Annotated in this window: 12 protein-coding genes; 11 read left to right on the top strand and 1 reads right to left on the bottom strand. The window is 69.7% G+C overall.

The genetic code is table 11. From position 1 onward, the window contains the following. The first annotated feature begins 120 nt into the window (after positions 1-120). From dnaE to M3677_RS07095, 5 genes are all read left to right on the top strand, one after another. A complete protein-coding gene (gene dnaE / locus M3677_RS07115; protein ID WP_081984794.1) occupies positions 121-3,654 on the top strand; it encodes a DNA polymerase III subunit alpha in 3,534 nt (1,177 codons plus the stop codon). A gap of 10 nt (positions 3,655-3,664) precedes the next feature. Next, positions 3,665-4,489, top strand: a complete 825-nt coding sequence (locus M3677_RS07110) for a hypothetical protein (RefSeq protein WP_251160121.1) — start codon at positions 3,665-3,667, stop codon at positions 4,487-4,489. After that, on the top strand, positions 4,489-5,799 hold the full coding sequence (gene hisD, locus M3677_RS07105; RefSeq protein WP_251160120.1) for a histidinol dehydrogenase: 1,311 nt from the start codon (positions 4,489-4,491) through the stop codon (positions 5,797-5,799). The genes M3677_RS07110 and hisD overlap by 1 nt, the downstream gene beginning before the upstream one ends. A gap of 72 nt (positions 5,800-5,871) precedes the next feature. After that, entirely contained in the window at positions 5,872-6,369 is a 498-nt protein-coding gene (gene nrdR, locus M3677_RS07100) for a transcriptional regulator NrdR (RefSeq protein WP_066653777.1), read from the top strand. Positions 6,370-6,398: 29 nt separating this feature from the next. After that, positions 6,399-7,442: a quinone-dependent dihydroorotate dehydrogenase gene (locus M3677_RS07095; RefSeq protein WP_251160200.1), complete on the top strand. Its 1,044-nt coding sequence runs from the start codon at positions 6,399-6,401 to the stop codon at positions 7,440-7,442. Between the two features lie 559 nt (positions 7,443-8,001). Here M3677_RS07095 and M3677_RS07090 read toward each other — a convergent pair. Next, on the bottom strand, positions 8,002-8,577 hold the full coding sequence (locus tag M3677_RS07090; RefSeq protein ID WP_066653782.1) for a DUF3043 domain-containing protein: 576 nt from the start codon (positions 8,575-8,577) through the stop codon (positions 8,002-8,004). Between the two features lie 51 nt (positions 8,578-8,628). Between M3677_RS07090 and M3677_RS07085 the strand changes: the two genes are divergently transcribed. The 6 genes from M3677_RS07085 to M3677_RS07060 all read left to right on the top strand — a co-directional run bounded on the left by M3677_RS07085 (position 8,629) and on the right by M3677_RS07060 (position 15,557). Then, positions 8,629-10,074, top strand: a complete 1,446-nt coding sequence (locus M3677_RS07085) for a dipeptidase (RefSeq protein WP_066653791.1) — start codon at positions 8,629-8,631, stop codon at positions 10,072-10,074. A 183-nt stretch (positions 10,075-10,257) separates the two neighbouring features. Beyond that, a complete protein-coding gene (locus M3677_RS07080; RefSeq protein WP_066653793.1) occupies positions 10,258-10,632 on the top strand; it encodes an iron-sulfur cluster assembly accessory protein in 375 nt (124 codons plus the stop codon). A gap of 291 nt (positions 10,633-10,923) precedes the next feature. Next, positions 10,924-11,826, top strand: a complete 903-nt coding sequence (coxB, locus tag M3677_RS07075) for a cytochrome c oxidase subunit II (RefSeq protein WP_066653795.1) — start codon at positions 10,924-10,926, stop codon at positions 11,824-11,826. Between the two features lie 11 nt (positions 11,827-11,837). Beyond that, positions 11,838-13,574, top strand: a complete 1,737-nt coding sequence (gene ctaD / locus M3677_RS07070; protein WP_066653797.1) for a cytochrome c oxidase subunit I — start codon at positions 11,838-11,840, stop codon at positions 13,572-13,574. A gap of 4 nt (positions 13,575-13,578) precedes the next feature. Then, positions 13,579-13,995 carry a cytochrome c oxidase subunit 4 gene (locus tag M3677_RS07065; RefSeq protein ID WP_066653799.1) on the top strand — a complete coding sequence of 139 codons (417 nt, stop codon included), beginning with the start codon at positions 13,579-13,581 and terminating at the stop codon, positions 13,993-13,995. A gap of 188 nt (positions 13,996-14,183) precedes the next feature. After that, positions 14,184-15,557, top strand: a complete 1,374-nt coding sequence (locus M3677_RS07060; RefSeq protein ID WP_066653802.1) for a glucose-6-phosphate dehydrogenase — start codon at positions 14,184-14,186, stop codon at positions 15,555-15,557. The last annotated feature ends 150 nt before the right edge of the window (positions 15,558-15,707 follow it).

The following is a 15,707-nucleotide window of genomic DNA, read 5'->3' as shown; positions in this document are numbered from 1 at the left end:
GCTCGGCGTGCGGCACCGCCGGACGCCGGTCGGCGGGCACGCCGGACACGCGGGGGACGTCGGTGCCGGCGGTTAGAGTTGTCCCGCCCCGCAGCAGTCCCCGTCGAAACCGGAGGTCCCGTGTCGGATTCCGACTCCTTCGTCCACCTGCACGTGCACAGCGAGTACTCGATGCTCGACGGTGCCGCCCGGCTGAGCGACCTGGTCGCCGAGACCGCCGCGCAGGGCATGCCGGCCGTCGCGGTCACCGACCACGGCAACATGTTCGGCGCGTTCGAGTTCTGGAAGGCCGCGAAGGCCGGTGGCGTCAAGCCGATCATCGGCACCGAGGCGTACATCACGCCGCGGACCCACCGGTCGGACAAGACCCGCATCCGCTGGGGTGACGGCGGCGGTGACGACGTGTCCGGCTCGGGTGCGTACACCCACATGACGATGTTCGCCGAGAACACGACGGGCATGCACAACCTGTTCCGCCTGTCGAGCCGGGCATCGATCGAGGGGTACTACTTCAAGCCCCGCATGGACATCGAGCTCCTCGACCAGTACCACGAGGGGATCATCGCGACGACGGGCTGCCCCTCGGGCGAGATCCAGACGCGCCTGCGCCTCGGGCAGTACGACGAGGCGCTCAAGGCGGCGGCGGACTACCGCGACATCTTCGGCAAGGACAACTACTTCGCCGAGATCATGGACCACGGCCTCGAGATCGAACGCCGGGTCATCGAGGACGTCGTCCGCATCTCGAAGGACCTCGGCATCCCGCTGGTCGGCACGAACGACCTGCACTACACGCACTCCCACGACGCGAAGTCGCACGCAGCGTTGCTCTGCGTGCAGTCCGGGTCGACGCTCAACGACCCGAACCGCTTCAAGTTCGACGCCGACGAGTTCTACCTCAAGACGCCGCAGCAGATGCGCCACGTCTTCCGCGACCACCCCGAGGCCTGCGACAACACCCTCCTCATCGCCGAGCGGTGCAACGTCGAGTTCGACACCGCCGCGAACTACATGCCGAAGTTCCCGGTGCCCGAGGGTGAGACCGAGCACTCCTGGTTCGAGAAGGAGGTCGCGAAGGGGCTGCAGTACCGGTACCCGGGCGGTATCTCGAAGGAGGTCCAGGACCGCGCCGACTACGAGGTCGGGATCATCAACCAGATGGGCTTCCCGGGCTACTTCCTGGTGGTCGCGGACTTCATCAACTGGTCGAAGAACAACGGCATCCGCGTCGGTCCGGGCCGTGGCTCCGGTGCCGGCTCGATGGTGGCGTACGCGATGCGCATCACCGACCTCGACCCGATCCGGCACGGCCTGATCTTCGAGCGCTTCCTCAACCCGGACCGCGTCTCCATGCCCGACTTCGACGTCGACTTCGACGACCGGCGCCGCGGTGAGGCGATCAAGTACGTCACCGAGAAGTACGGGTCCGAGCGCGTCGCGCAGATCGTCACCTACGGCACGATCAAGGCGAAGCAGGCGCTCAAGGACTCCTCGCGGGTCCTCGGCTTCCCGTTCGGCATGGGCGAGAAGCTTACCAAGGCGATGCCGCCGCCCGTGATGGGCAAGGACATCCCGCTCACCGGGATCTTCGACAAGGACCACCCGCGGTACAAGGAAGCGGTCGACGTCCGGACGGTCGTCGAGACCGATCCCGAGGCGAAGACCGTCTTCGACACGGCGCTCGGGCTCGAGGGCCTGAAGCGGCAGTGGGGCGTGCACGCCGCCGGTGTGATCATGTCGAGCGAACCGCTCATCGACATCATCCCGGTGATGAAGCGCGAGCAGGACGGCCAGATCGTCACGCAGTTCGACTACCCGGCAGCGGAGTCGCTCGGCCTGATCAAGATGGACTTCCTGGGTCTCCGGAACCTGACGATCATCAGCGACGCCCTCGACAACATCAAGACGAACCGTGGGATCGAGCTCGACCTCGAGACCATGGGCCTCGAGGACGACGCCGCGTACCAGCTCCTCCAGCGCGGCGACACCCTCGGCGTCTTCCAGCTCGACGGCGGCCCGATGCGCGGCCTGCTCCGGCTCATGAAGCCGGACAACTTCGAGGACATCTCCGCGCTCATCGCCCTGTACCGCCCCGGCCCCATGGGTGCGAACTCGCACACGAACTACGCGCTCCGCAAGAACGGCGAGCAACCGATCACGCCGATCCACCCGGAGCTCGAGGAGCCCCTGCAGGACATCATCGGCACGACCTACGGCCTGATCATCTACCAGGAGCAGGTCATGGCCATCGCGCAGAAGGTCGCGGGCTTCTCGCTCGGACAGGCGGACATCCTCCGCCGCGCGATGGGCAAGAAGAAGAAGTCCGAGCTGGACAAGCAGTACGCCGGCTTCGAGAAGGGCATGCAGGACAACGGCTACTCGGCCGCGGCGATCAAGACGCTGTGGGACATCCTGCTGCCGTTCTCCGACTACGCCTTCAACAAGGCGCACTCGGCGGCGTACGGCGTGGTGTCGTTCTGGACCGCCTACCTCAAGGCCCACTACCCGGCGGAGTACATGGCGGCGCTGCTGACCAGCGTCGGCGACGCCCGCGACAAGCTCGCGCTGTACCTGAACGAGTGCCGCCGCATGGGCATCCGGGTGATGCCGCCGGACGTCAACGAGTCGATCGGCTTCTTCGCCGCCGTCGGTGACGACATCCGCTTCGGCATGGGCGCCATCCGCAACGTCGGCTTCAACGTGGTCGACGACATCGTGAAGGCGCGCACCGAGAAGGGCGCGTTCGAGTCCTTCCACGACTTCCTGCGGAAGATCCCGATCTCGTCGGCCAACAAGCGGACGGTCGAGTCGCTCATCAAGGCGGGTGCCTTCGACGAGTTCGGTGACACCCGGCGTGCGCTCGTCGAGATCCACGAGGGCGCGGTCGAGGGCGCGGTGAAGGTCAAGCGCGACGAGGCCAACGGCAACATCGGTTTCGACTTCGACTCGCTCTTCGCCGAGGTGGCCGAGGAGACCCCCGCCGCGGCGCCGGTGTCCCAGGTGCCGGACCGCCCGGAGTGGGCGAAGCGCGACAAGCTCGCCTTCGAGCGGGACATGCTCGGGCTGTACGTGTCGGACCACCCGCTCGCCGGTCTCGAGATCGAGCTCGCGAAGCACCAGTCGATCACCATCGCCGACCTCATCGCCGCAGACGACGGCATCGAGGGCGAGACGGTCACGGTCGCCGGGCTCCTGACGAGCGTGCAGCACCGGGTCGCGAAGTCGAGCGGCAACCCGTACGGCATCGTCCAGATCGAGGACTTCGGCGGCGAGATCGGCGTCATGTTCCTCGGCAAGACGTACCAGGAGTTCGGTCCGTCCCTGGTGGCGGACTCGATCGTCGTCCTGCGCGGCCGGGTCAACGTGCGTGACGACGGCAAGGCGCTGCACGCCGTGAGCATGTTCCAGCCGAACGTCGGCGACGCGATGGGGTCCGGCCCGTTGACCCTGTCCCTGCCGGAACGCCGGGCGACGACCTCGACGGTGACCGAGCTGGCCGCGGTGCTCGGCCGGCACCAGGGGGAGACCGAGGTCCGCCTCAAGCTGCTCAAGGACGACGTCGCGCGGACCTTCGAGCTGCCGTTCCCGGTCAGCCTGACGCCCGACCTGTTCGGCGAGCTGAAGAGCCTGCTCGGACCGCGCTGCCTGGTCTGAGGCGGTCGACGTGATCGTTCCCGGAGCACCGCGGCCGTCGGCCGTGGTGCTCCGGGCGTTCGGAGCGGGGGAGCGGCGCCCGCTGCTGCTGCCCGGCGGGCAGGGCACGACGTGGCGCGCGGGCGGGATCGTCCTGCGGCCGCACGGGGACGCCCGGGAGGCTCGGTGGCGGTCCGCCACGCTGGCCCGCCTCGCGCACTCCGACCGCTTCCGCGCGCCGCGTCCCGTGGCGTCGGCCGACGGGTCCTGGCTCGTCGGCGGGTGGGAGGCATGGGAGTGGCTGCCGGGCGCGACCGACCCGAGCCGCGTCGACGAGGTCCTCGCCGCCGGCGATGCCTTCCACCGAGCGGTCGCCCACCTGCCCCGCCCGGCGTTCCTCGACCTCGTCGACGACCCGTGGAGTCGGGCGGACCGGATGGTCTGGGCCGGGACGCTGCGGCCGTCAGGGCCGCTGCTCGACCGGCTCGCTGCGGCGTTCCGGCCGGTCCGAGCGCCGTCGCAGGTCGTGCACCGCGACCTGCTCGGCAACGTGCTCTTCGCCGCCGGGGAGCCACCGACCGTCTTCGACTGGGCACCCTCGTGGCGCCCGGCCGGGTACGCCTCTGCGATCGCCGTCGTCGACGCGGTCTGCTGGAACGGGGTCCCCGTCGAGCGGCTGCCGGCGCTCGGGCAGCTCGCCGGGGTGTCCGACTGGCCACAGCTGCTCGTCCGGGCGCTGGCGTTCCGCGTCCTCGTCCTGCACGTGCTCGGGGTGTGGGACGACGACCACGCCGAGCGGCACCGCCCCCTCGCGACGGCGATCCTGTCGGGTGCCGCCGGTACGCTTGACGCCTGATGATGCAGCGAATCGACCTCCGCGGCGGACTGCCCGCCCGTGCCGACCTCCTCCGCCTGATGCCCCGCGCCGTCGGTGACGTCTCGCACGCCGTCGACGCCGCCCGCGACCTCGTGGACGCGGTCCGGCAAGACGGGGCAGCCGCGCTCCGCGAGCAGGCGGAGCGGTTCGACGGAGGCGCCCCCGAGCACGTCCGGGTCCCCGCCGCCGAGATCGCCGCGGCCGTCGCCGGCCTGACGCCGGAGCTGCGCGAGGCCCTGGACGAGGCCATCCGCCGCGTCCGTGCTGCGAGCGCTGCCCAGGTCCCGGCTGCGTCGGTCACGTGCCTGGCCGACGGCGCCGAGGTCCACCAGCGCTGGCAGCCGATGCGTCGCGTCGGGCTCTACGTGCCGGGCGGCAAGGCCGTCTACCCCTCGAGCGTCGTGATGAACGTGGTCCCCGCGCAGGTCGCGGGCGTCGGGTCGATCGCCCTCGTCTCGCCGCCGCAGCGCGACCACGGCGGGCGCGTGCACCCGACGATCCTCGCCGCGGCCGGACTGCTCGGCATCGACGAGGTCTACGCGATGGGCGGGGCCGGTGCGGTCGGTGCGCTGGCGTACGGCGTCGCCGAGATCGGCCTCGAGCCGGTCGACCTGGTCACCGGTCCGGGCAACAACTTCGTCGCAGCGGCCAAGCGCCTGGTGCGCGGGGTCGTGGGCATCGACTCCGAGGCCGGCGCGACCGAGATCCTCGTCATCGCCGACGACACCGCGGACCCCGGCTACGTCGCCGCCGACCTGGTGAGCCAGGCCGAGCACGACGAGCAGGCCGGCAGCGTCCTGGTGACCACCTCGGCCGCGTTCGCCGACGCGGTCGAGGCCGCGATCCCGGAACGGGTGGCGGCGCTGGGGACGGCTGCGCGCCTCCATACCGCACTCGACGGCCCGCAGTCCGCGATCGTGCTCGTCGACTCCCTGGCCGACGCGGCGACCGTCAGCAATGCGTACGGGCCTGAGCACCTGGAGATCCAGACGGCGGACGACGATGCCGTGCTGGCGGACATCGACGCGGCGGGAGCCGTCTTCGTGGGGCCGAGCACCCCGGTGAGCCTCGGCGACTACCTCGCCGGGTCGAACCACGTGCTGCCGACCGGCGGACAGGCACGGTTCGGGTCCGGACTGTCGGCCTCGACGTTCCTCCGACCGCAGCAGGTCATCCGCTACACGCCCGCCGCGCTGGCCGAGGTCGCGCCGCACATCGTGGCGCTCGCGACCGAGGAACAGCTGCCCGGTCACGGTGCCGCGGTGACGGAACGCACCGGGCGGTCCTGAGCGCCGCCGATCGTCCACAGGGTCGTCACCGCGCCCGGTGGGCGTCGTCGAGCCGATAGCCTGGGACACGACATGTTCTGCCCCTTCTGCCGCCACCCGGACTCCCGCGTCGTCGACTCCCGCACGAGCGACGACGGCACCTCGATCCGTCGCCGACGCCAGTGCCCGAACTGCGGGCGCCGGTTCTCGACGACGGAGACCGCGTCGTTGAACGTCGTGAAGCGCAACGGCGTGACCGAGCCGTTCAGCCGCGACAAGATCGTCTCCGGTGTGCGCAAGGCGTGCCAGGGACGCCCGGTGACCGACGGTGACCTCGCCGTGCTCGCACAGCGCGTCGAGGAGACCGTGCGCTCGTCGGGGTCCAGCCAGATCGACGCGAACGACATCGGTCTCGCCATCCTGCCGCCGCTGCGCGAGCTCGACGAGGTGGCGTTCCTGCGGTTCGCGAGCGTCTACCAGGCCTTCGACACGCTCGAGGACTTCGAGGACGCGATCGCACAGCTGCGCCGCGACCACCACGCAGCCGGGGCCGCAGCGTCCGGCGGTGCCGGCTCGGGCAGCAGCGCGTGAGCGGGGTCGCGGAACGCCTCGTCCGGAACGTGTACGCGGTCGTCTTCCGGACGGTGTTCGCCAACATGGACCCGGAGCGCGCACACCACGTCGCGTTCGCCGTGATCCGCGCGCTGCCGAGGGTGCCGTTCCTGAACGGCACGGTGGAGCGCTACGCCAGGCCAGCAGCTGCCGACGGGATCACGACGATGGGGATCCACTTCCCCTCGCGCTTCGGTCTCGCGGCCGGGTTCGACAAGGACGCCAAGGGCATCGCCGGACTCGGGCTGCTCGGGTTCGGGCACGTCGAGGTCGGCACGATCACCGCGAAGGCGCAGCCCGGCAACGACAAGCCCCGGCTCTTCCGGCTCATCCGCGACAAAGCGCTGATCAACCGGATGGGGTTCAACAATCACGGTGCCGCCAGGGCTGCACGGCGGCTCGAACGGGCACGACGGCACCCGGGTCGCCCGGTCATCGGTGTCAACATCGGCAAGAGCCGGGTCGTCGCGGTCGAGGACGCGGTCGACGACTACCTCGAGTCAACGCGGCTGCTCGCTCCGTTCGCGGACTACCTCGCGGTCAACGTCAGCTCGCCGAACACGCCCGGTCTCCGCGGGCTGCAGGAGGCCGACCAGCTCCGACCCCTGCTGACGGCCGTCCGCGACGCTGCGGGGCGGACCCCGGTGCTCGTGAAGATCGCCCCGGACCTGACCGACGAGCAGATCGACGCGATCGCCGGGCTCGCGGTGGACCTCGGACTCGCCGGCATCATCGCCAACAACACGACGATCGCCCGCACCGGGCTGACCACGCCGGACGCCGAGGTCGAGGCCATGGGTGCCGGCGGCCTGTCGGGTGCCCCGATCGCCGTTCGGTCGCTCGAGGTGCTGCGTCGGGTCCGTGCCGCGGTGCCGCAGGACTTCTGCGTCATCGCCGTCGGGGGAGTCACGAGCGAGCAGGACGTGCAGGACCGCATCGACGCGGGCGCCACGCTCGTGCAGGGCTACACGGCGTTCCTCTACGAGGGGCCGACCTGGGCGATGCGCATCAACCGGCTGCGGCGTCGGCGGCTGCGGCGCGCAGCGCGGTAGCGGCAGGCGGCACTCGCTCTGCGCCGACCGTGGTGTCGTGCTCCGCACACGGCCCACTGCCGTCGGGCTGTTCGCCGGTCCGCCGGTTCGCCGGTTCGCCGGTTCGCCCACTCTCGTCGCAGGACCCGCCGCCCGCTGCCGCTCTCGTCGCACGACCTGCCGCTCGTGTTCGCTCGGTGCGGCATGTCCTGCGACTGGAAGACCGCAGGACCGGAACACCGCCGGACCGGGACCGCCGAGCGTCGGAGCGACCGGGCGACCGCAGGACCGGGACCGCCGAGCGTCGGAGCGACCGGAGCACCGCGGGATCGGGACCCCGGGACCGGGACCCCGGAGCACCGGAAGGCCAGCCGTCCGGAGGGCACCGAGCCGACCGAGCAGGACACGCCGCTCGCGTTCGGCGTTCGGGCGTGATCCGTCGGCGCGCGACGCCGACCGAGACGGATCTGGCCCGGTCGACGAACACCGTCAGGCACCGCGCGACCCCGGAACACCCCGGAGCAACCCGGAACGACGAAGCGCCGCCCGGCTCGGCCGGACGGCGCTCGTGGCAGTGCGCCTACAGCGAGGGGTACTCCCCGCGGCGCACCTGCGGCTTCGGCAGGCGCAGGAAGCGGAGCTGCCACGCCCGCGTCAGGATGTAGAAGAACGTCCCGCGCTGCATGTCGCCGAACTTCGCGGTGATCTTCTTGCGCAGCGACAGCCACAGCACGATGCAGTCGAGGACGAACAGTGCGACGAACGCCCACACCAGCAGGAGCGAGTACGACGCCAGGACGGTCTGCGCTGCGGCGAACCCGACGATGAGGAACAGCACGAGCACGGGCATCATGACCTCGCCCACGTTCCAGCGCGCGTCGATCCAGTCGCGGACGAACTTGCGCTGCTCGCCCTTGTCCTTCACCGGGAGGTAGCGTTCCTCGCCGTTCGCCATGCCGACACGGGCCTTCTCGCGCTCCGTGTTGAGCCGCGCGCGAGCGGCCTTCTTGTCCTGCGGGCTGTTGCCGACGAGCGGGCGACGGTTGGCTGCCTCGCGCTCACGACGCGACGGCGTCGGACGACCCTTGCCGGACTCGAGGAGTTCTTCCTCCGACGGGTTGACGGTCGTGTTGGTCTTGGGGGCTGCCTTCGCCACGGTGCGTTCCTGACTGCGGTTGCGTGCTGGATCTCCTCTAGATTACGGGACATGACCGACACCGACCAGCACAGCCCCGCGACCGACCCCGCGCTCCTCGACGCCCTCCGCGAACACGTGCAGGGAGGCCTGCCGACGACGATCGCCGACCTGTCCGCGCTGGTCCGGCTGCCGTCGGTGTCCTGGTCGGCGTTCGACCCGGCGCACGTGCAGGCGAGTGCCGAGGCGGTCGCGGACCTGGCCCGGTCGACGGGGGTCTTCGCCGACGACGCCGTCCGCATCGTCCGTTCCGCGGTCGAGGGGGAGACCGCTGGCGCGGAGGAGGCCGGCCGCGAGCTCGGGCAGCCCGCCGTCCTGGCGGTGCGTCCTGCGCGGAACGGGAAGCCGACCGTCATGCTCTACGCGCACCACGACGTGCAGCCACAGGGCGACGACGCCCTGTGGGAGACCCCGCCCTTCGAGCCGACCCTCCGCGGCGACCGCCTGTACGGTCGCGGCGCCTCGGACGACAAGGCCGGCGTGATGACCCACGTCGCCTCGCTCCGCGCGCTGCACGCGCAGTTCGGCGACGACCTCGACCTCGGTGTCGTGCTCTTCGTCGAGGGCGAGGAGGAGTTCGGCTCCCGCTCGTTCCGCACCTTCCTCAGCGAGCAGAAGGAGCACCTGGCGGCCGACGTCATCGTCGTGGCCGACAGCGACAACTGGTCGGTCGACGTCCCGTCGATCACCGTCTCGCTCCGCGGCAACGTGACGTTCCGCGCGACGCTGACGACCCTCGAGCACGCGAGCCACAGCGGCATGTTCGGCGGTGCGGCGCCGGACGCGATGATCCCCATGGTCCGGCTGCTCGCCTCGCTGCACGACGATGACGGCTCGGTCGCCGTCGAGGGGCTCACCGCGTACGACGCCGACGTGCCCGAGCGCTCCGAGGCCGAGCTCGCCACCGACGCGGCACTGCTCGCGGGCGTCCGGCCGGTGGGGACGGGCCCGGTGCTGTCCCGGATGTGGTTCCAGCCGTCGATCACCGTGACGGGCATGGACGTGCCGAGCGTGGCGAACGCGTCGAACACCCTGCTGCCGACCGTCGCCGCCCGCGTCTCGGTCCGCGTGGCCCCCGGACAGTCGGCGACCGACGCGTACGCGGCCGTCGAACGCCACCTCCGCGCCCACGTGCCGTTCGGCGCGAAGCTCGACGTCACCGAGGTGGACACTGGCGACGGCTTCCTCGTGGACACCGCCGGCTGGGCGGTGCAGGAGGCCCGCACGGCCATGCACGAGGGCTGGGGCGCGCCCGCCGTCGAGCAGGGCATCGGCGGATCCATCCCGTTCGTCTCCGACCTGGCCGCCGAGTTCCCGGAGGCGCAGATCCTGGTGACGGGTGTCGAGGACCCCGACACCCGGGCGCACAGCCCGAACGAGTCGCAGCACCTCGGGGTCCTGCACCGCGCGATCGCATCGGAGACGATCCTGCTGGCGCGCCTGGCGACGCGCGCCTGACGGGTCCCCACCGCTGGTGGGGACCGGGGGAGTGCCGGACGGGAGGCCCGTGGCGACGCCGCCACGGGCCTCCCGTCCGTCGTCCGGCCCCGCCCTGTGGACGGACGGCCCGTCCTGTCGGCTCGCGTGCTTACAATCGACCTCAGGCGCGGTGACCGACACCGCCCGGAGGGAGACGCGCGGATGAGCGACACCATCACCGACAACGCACCGGCGACGGACGCACGTGCCCACGGGGTCGCGCTCAGCGACGCTGCGGCGGCGAAGGTGGCGAGCCTGCTGGAGCAGGAGGGGCGCGACGACCTCCGCCTGCGCCTCGCGGTCCAGCCCGGTGGCTGCTCGGGCCTGATCTACCAGCTGTACTTCGACGAGCGCCTGCTCGACGGGGACGCCACGACCGAGTTCGGCAGCGGTGTCGAGGTCGTCGTCGACAAGATGAGCGTCCCGTACCTCGACGGCGCCACCATCGACTTCGAGGACACCATCCAGAAGCAGGGCTTCACCATCGACAACCCCAACGCGCAGGGCAGCTGCGCGTGCGGCGACAGCTTCCACTGACGCCACGGCGGGCGGTTGTCCGCCGACCGAACCGACACGCGAGCGGGGAGTGACCGATCTGGTCGCACCCCGTTCGTCGTCCCCCGCGCTGCCCGAGCCCGCCCGACCGGGGGAAAGCGGTGCGCCGGGGTCGACGATGCCGCGCCGGACCGCGCCCGGTGTGCGCGAGACGTCACCGGCTGCGAGTAAGCTAGGAGTGTTCCAACCAAGCTGGGAACCAGCAATGAGCGGCCTCCGTGCTCGTCACGGTCGCACCGCCGGTGCCTCAGCAACGTCTTCCGAGAGGTAACAGTGCGTTCGAATCGCCGTATACGTTGGGCGGCCGTCCCGGTGGCCGTCGGTCTGGTCATCGCACTGGCTGGCTGCACGCAGCAGCAGATGAACGGATGGCTCCCCGGCACGGAGGAGACGAAGGACGTCACGAACCACACGAGCCGCATCGTCGGCCTGTGGACCACCAGCTGGATCGTCCTGCTCGCGGTGGGTCTCATCGTGTGGGGCCTGATCATCTGGGCGGCGATCGTCTACCGCCGTCGCAAGGGCCAGACCGGCCTGCCGGTGCAGATGCGGTACAACATGCCGCTCGAGATCTTCTACACGATCGTGCCGCTCATCCTCGTGCTCGGCTTCTTCGCGTTCACCGCGAAGGACCAGTCCGCGATCGAGAAGCCCTTCGACGACCCGGACGCCACGATCCACGTGTACGGCAAGCGCTGGGCCTGGGACTTCAACTACATCGACAAGGACAACCCGAAGGACAGCGTCTACTACCAGGGCATCCAGGCCCAGGAAGAGGAGAACGGCGACGGCGCGATCGACGAGTCGCAGCTCCCGACGCTGTACCTGCCGGTCGGCAAGAAGGTCGAGATCGAGCTCTCCTCGCGCGACGTCGACCACTCCTTCTGGGTCATCGACTTCCTGTACAAGAAGGACATGCTCCCGGGCAAGACCAACTACGAGTACTTCATCCCGCAGAAGGAAGGCACGTACCAGGGCAAGTGCGCCGAGCTCTGCGGTGAGTACCACTCCCTGATGCTCTTCCAGGTGAAGGTCGTCTCCGACTCCGAGTACCAGCAGTACCTCGACACGCTGCGCGAGCAGGGCAAGGTCGGTCTGCTCGGCAACGAGTACGACACCAACACGAACGAACCGAACAACCAGGCGCCGGTCGAGGCGTCGAGCGAGAACAAGTAGGGGTCCGTCAGATGACAACGTCACTCGTCGGCCAGCCGACAGCGCCGACGACGCCGGACTTCCAGGCGTCCAAGGTCGGTCGGAAGGGCAACATCATCGTCCGGTGGATCACCTCCACCGACCACAAGACCATCGGGTACATGTACCTGATCGCCTCGTTCGTCTTCTTCCTGCTCGCGGGCGTCATGGCGCTCGTGATCCGTGCGCAGCTCTTCGAGCCCGGCCTGCACGTGGTGGAGACGAAGGAGCAGTACAACCAGCTCTTCACGATGCACGGCACGATCATGCTGCTGATGTTCGCGACGCCGCTCTTCTCGGGCTTCGCGAACGCGATCATGCCGCTGCAGATCGGTGCGCCGGACGTCGCGTTCCCGCGTCTGAACGGGTTCGCCTTCTGGCTCTACCTCTTCGGCTCGCTCATCGCGGTCGGCGGCTTCCTCACCCCGCAGGGTGCCGCGTCCTTCGGCTGGTTCGCCTACGCGCCACTGAGTGACACGACGTTCACACCGGGTCTCGGTGGGACGCTCTGGGTCTTCGGCCTCGGCATGACCGGCTTCTCGACGATCCTCGGCGCGGTGAACTTCATCACGACGATCATCACGATGCGCGCCCCGGGCATGACGATGTTCCGCATGTCGATCTTCACGTGGAACACCCTCGTGACCTCGCTGCTCGTGCTGATGGCCTTCCCGGTGCTCGCCGCCGCGCTGTTCGGCCTCGGTCTCGACCGCGTGTTCGACGCGCAGATCTACAACCCGGCCAACGGCGGTGCCCTGCTCTGGCAGCACCTCTTCTGGTTCTTCGGCCACCCCGAGGTGTACATCATCGCGCTGCCGTTCTTCGGCATCGTCTCCGAGGTCTTCCCGGTCTTCAGCCGCAAGCCGATCTTCGGCTACAAGACCCTCGTGTACGCGACCATCTCCATCGCGGCCCTATCGGTCACGGTGTGGGCGCACCACATGTACGTCACCGGTGGCGTCCTGCTCCCGTGGTTCTCGCTCATGACGATGCTCATCGCGGTCCCGACCGGCGTGAAGATCTTCAACTGGGTCGGCACGATGTGGCGCGGTTCGGTCACCTTCGAGACCCCCCTGCTGTGGGCCGTCGGCTTCCTCATCACCTTCACGTTCGGTGGTCTCACCGGTGTGATCCTGGCGTCGCCGCCGCTCGACTTCCACGTGTCCGACTCGTACTTCGTCGTCGCGCACTTCCACTACGTGGTCTTCGGCACCGTCGTGTTCGCGATGTTCTCCGGCTTCTACTTCTGGTGGCCGAAGTGGACGGGTCGCATGCTCAACGAGCGCCTCGGCAAGATCCACTTCTGGCTGCTGTTCATCGGCTTCCACACGACGTTCCTCATCCAGCACTGGCTGGGCGTCATCGGCATGCCGCGTCGTTACGCGACCTACCTGCCGAACGACGGGTTCACCTGGATGAACCAGCTGTCGACGATCGGCTCGATGATCCTCGCGATCTCGTTCCTGCCGTTCATCTTCAACGTCTACGTGACCGCACGGAACGCTCCGAAGGTGGCCGTGAACGACCCGTGGGGCTACGGCCGCTCGCTCGAGTGGGCGACCAGCTGCCCGCCGCCGCGCCACAACTTCACGTCGATCCCGCGGATCCGTTCCGAGTCCCCGGCGTTCGACCTGAACCACCCGGAGGCCGGTGTGCCGATCGGTGTGGGTCCGGCGAAGGACGCTCCGGACGCCCCGACCTACGACGCCGCGAAGGGCGAGGTGAAGTAACGCCATGCGCGCCAACACCAACCTGTTCTGGATCCTGTTCGTCTTCTTCGTCCTCGCGGACGCGGCGTACACCATCTGGGCGCTCATCTACTACGGGCGGCCCGAGTGGGTCGGCACCGTGGCGATCGGCCTCACCGGGATCATGTCCGCGTTCATCGCGTTCTACCTCGGGAAGGTCATGTCCTCGCAGGGCGGGGTCCTCCCCGAGGACCGCCCCGACGCGAACATCGAGGACGGCGACGCCGAACTCGGGCACTTCAGCCCGTGGTCGTGGTGGCCGATCCTGCTCGCCGGTTCGACCGCGATCTGCTTCCTCGGTCTCGCGGCCGGCCTCTGGATCGTGCCGATCGGGCTCGCGCTCGTGACGGTCACCCTCGTGGGCTGGGTCTACGAGTACTACCGCGGCAACTTCGGACACTGATCCGAACCACCTGACACCTCGGGCGGCACCACATCCGGTGCCGCCCGTGGTGCGTCCGGGGCCCGTACCCCACCCGGCCCGAGCTCTCGGCCCGGATCGGGTATCCCGGAAGTCACAGGGAATCAACCGGCCCGCGCGCGGCTTGACCCGTGCGGACCCCGCAACCACAGCGAAAGGACTCACCTCCGGTGACCGACAAGCGCACCCTCATCATCTTCGGCGCGACGGGCGACCTCGCCTCCCGCCTGCTGCTCCCGGGACTCGGCACGTTCCTGCAGAGCGGTCGAGCGGTCCCCGTCCAGCTGATCGGCACGGGCCGCAGCGCCCGCAGCGCGGAGCAGTGGAAGGACGTCGTCACGAAGTCCTTCGCGTCGCAGGACGTCAAGGGTCCCGAGGTCGACGCGACCCTCGAGTCCACGACCTTCATCCAGGGCGACCCGACCGACCCCGAGCACCTCAAGGCGCTGCTCGACGCGGCCGAGGCAGAGCCCATCCTCTACTTCGCGCTCCCGCCGCAGATCGCCTCGGACATCTGCGAGGCGCTGCAGGGCGTCGAGCTCCCCGAGGGCACGACCCTCGCGTTCGAGAAGCCCTTCGGCACCGACGTCGCCAGCGCCGAGGCCCTCAACAAGACCGTGCTCGAGCTCGTCCCCGAGGAGCGCGTGCACCGCACGGACCACTTCCTCGGTCGCACCACGGTCCTCAACATCATCGGTCTGCGCTTCGCGAACCGCCTGTTCGAGCCGATCTGGAACGCGGACAACATCGAGAAGGTCGACGTCTTCTACGACGAGACCCTCGGGCTCGAGAACCGGGCGCAGTACTACGACGAGGCCGGCGCCCTGGTCGACATGATCCAGTCGCACCTGCTGCAGATCCTCGGCCTGGTCACGATGGACGCCCCGTCCGCGATCGACGCGGTCGAGTTCCGGTCGTCCCTCGCGCGTGTCCTCCGGTCGACCCGCCTCAAGGGCGACGACGCGAAGATCGCCTCGCGCCGCGCCGTCTACACGGCCGGCACCATCGACGGCAAGGAGCTGCCGTCGTACCAGGACGAGGACGGCGTGGACAAGTCGCGCGGTACCGAGACCCTCGCCGAGATCCAGGTCGAGGTCGACACCGCGCGCTGGAAGGGCGTCCCCTTCACCCTCCGCTCCGGCAAGGCGCTCGGCGCCAGCCGCAAGGAGGTCCTCATCACCTTCAAGCCCGTGACGCGCCTGCCCTCCGGCCTGTCCGGTCGACCGAAGGCGGACACGCTGCGCATCGTCCTCAACCCGGACGAGATCGAGCTGAGCGTGTCGGCGAACGGCGGCGGCAACCCGTTCGAGATGGGGCAGGTCACCCTGTCCTCGTCGTTCGACGACGGCGAGCTCACCCCCTACGGCGAGGTGCTCAACGGCATCTTCCACGACGACCCGCTGCTCTCGATCCGCGGCGACGTCGCGGAGCGGTGCTGGGAGATCGTCGAGCCGGTCGTGGACGCCTGGAAGTCGGGCGACGTGCCGCTCGAGGAGTACCGCGCGGGCTCGCGCGGTCCCGCGGACTGGGAGTCGTCGTCCTGACCGACGCCGTCTCCTGACGGAGCCACCTGACGGACGGGAGGCGCGGTGCCGGCTGGCACCGTGCCTCCCGTCCGTTCGTCTGCCCGTTCCTCCCCGGAACGCGCGACGTGCCGTGCGGAACCGGGCGTACCTGCCGGATCAGCAGGACCA

This window comes from Curtobacterium sp. P97 (assembly GCF_023712445.1).
Taxonomy (GTDB): domain Bacteria; phylum Actinomycetota; class Actinomycetes; order Actinomycetales; family Microbacteriaceae; genus Curtobacterium.
This window is presented reverse-complemented; position numbering and strand designations above follow the sequence as displayed.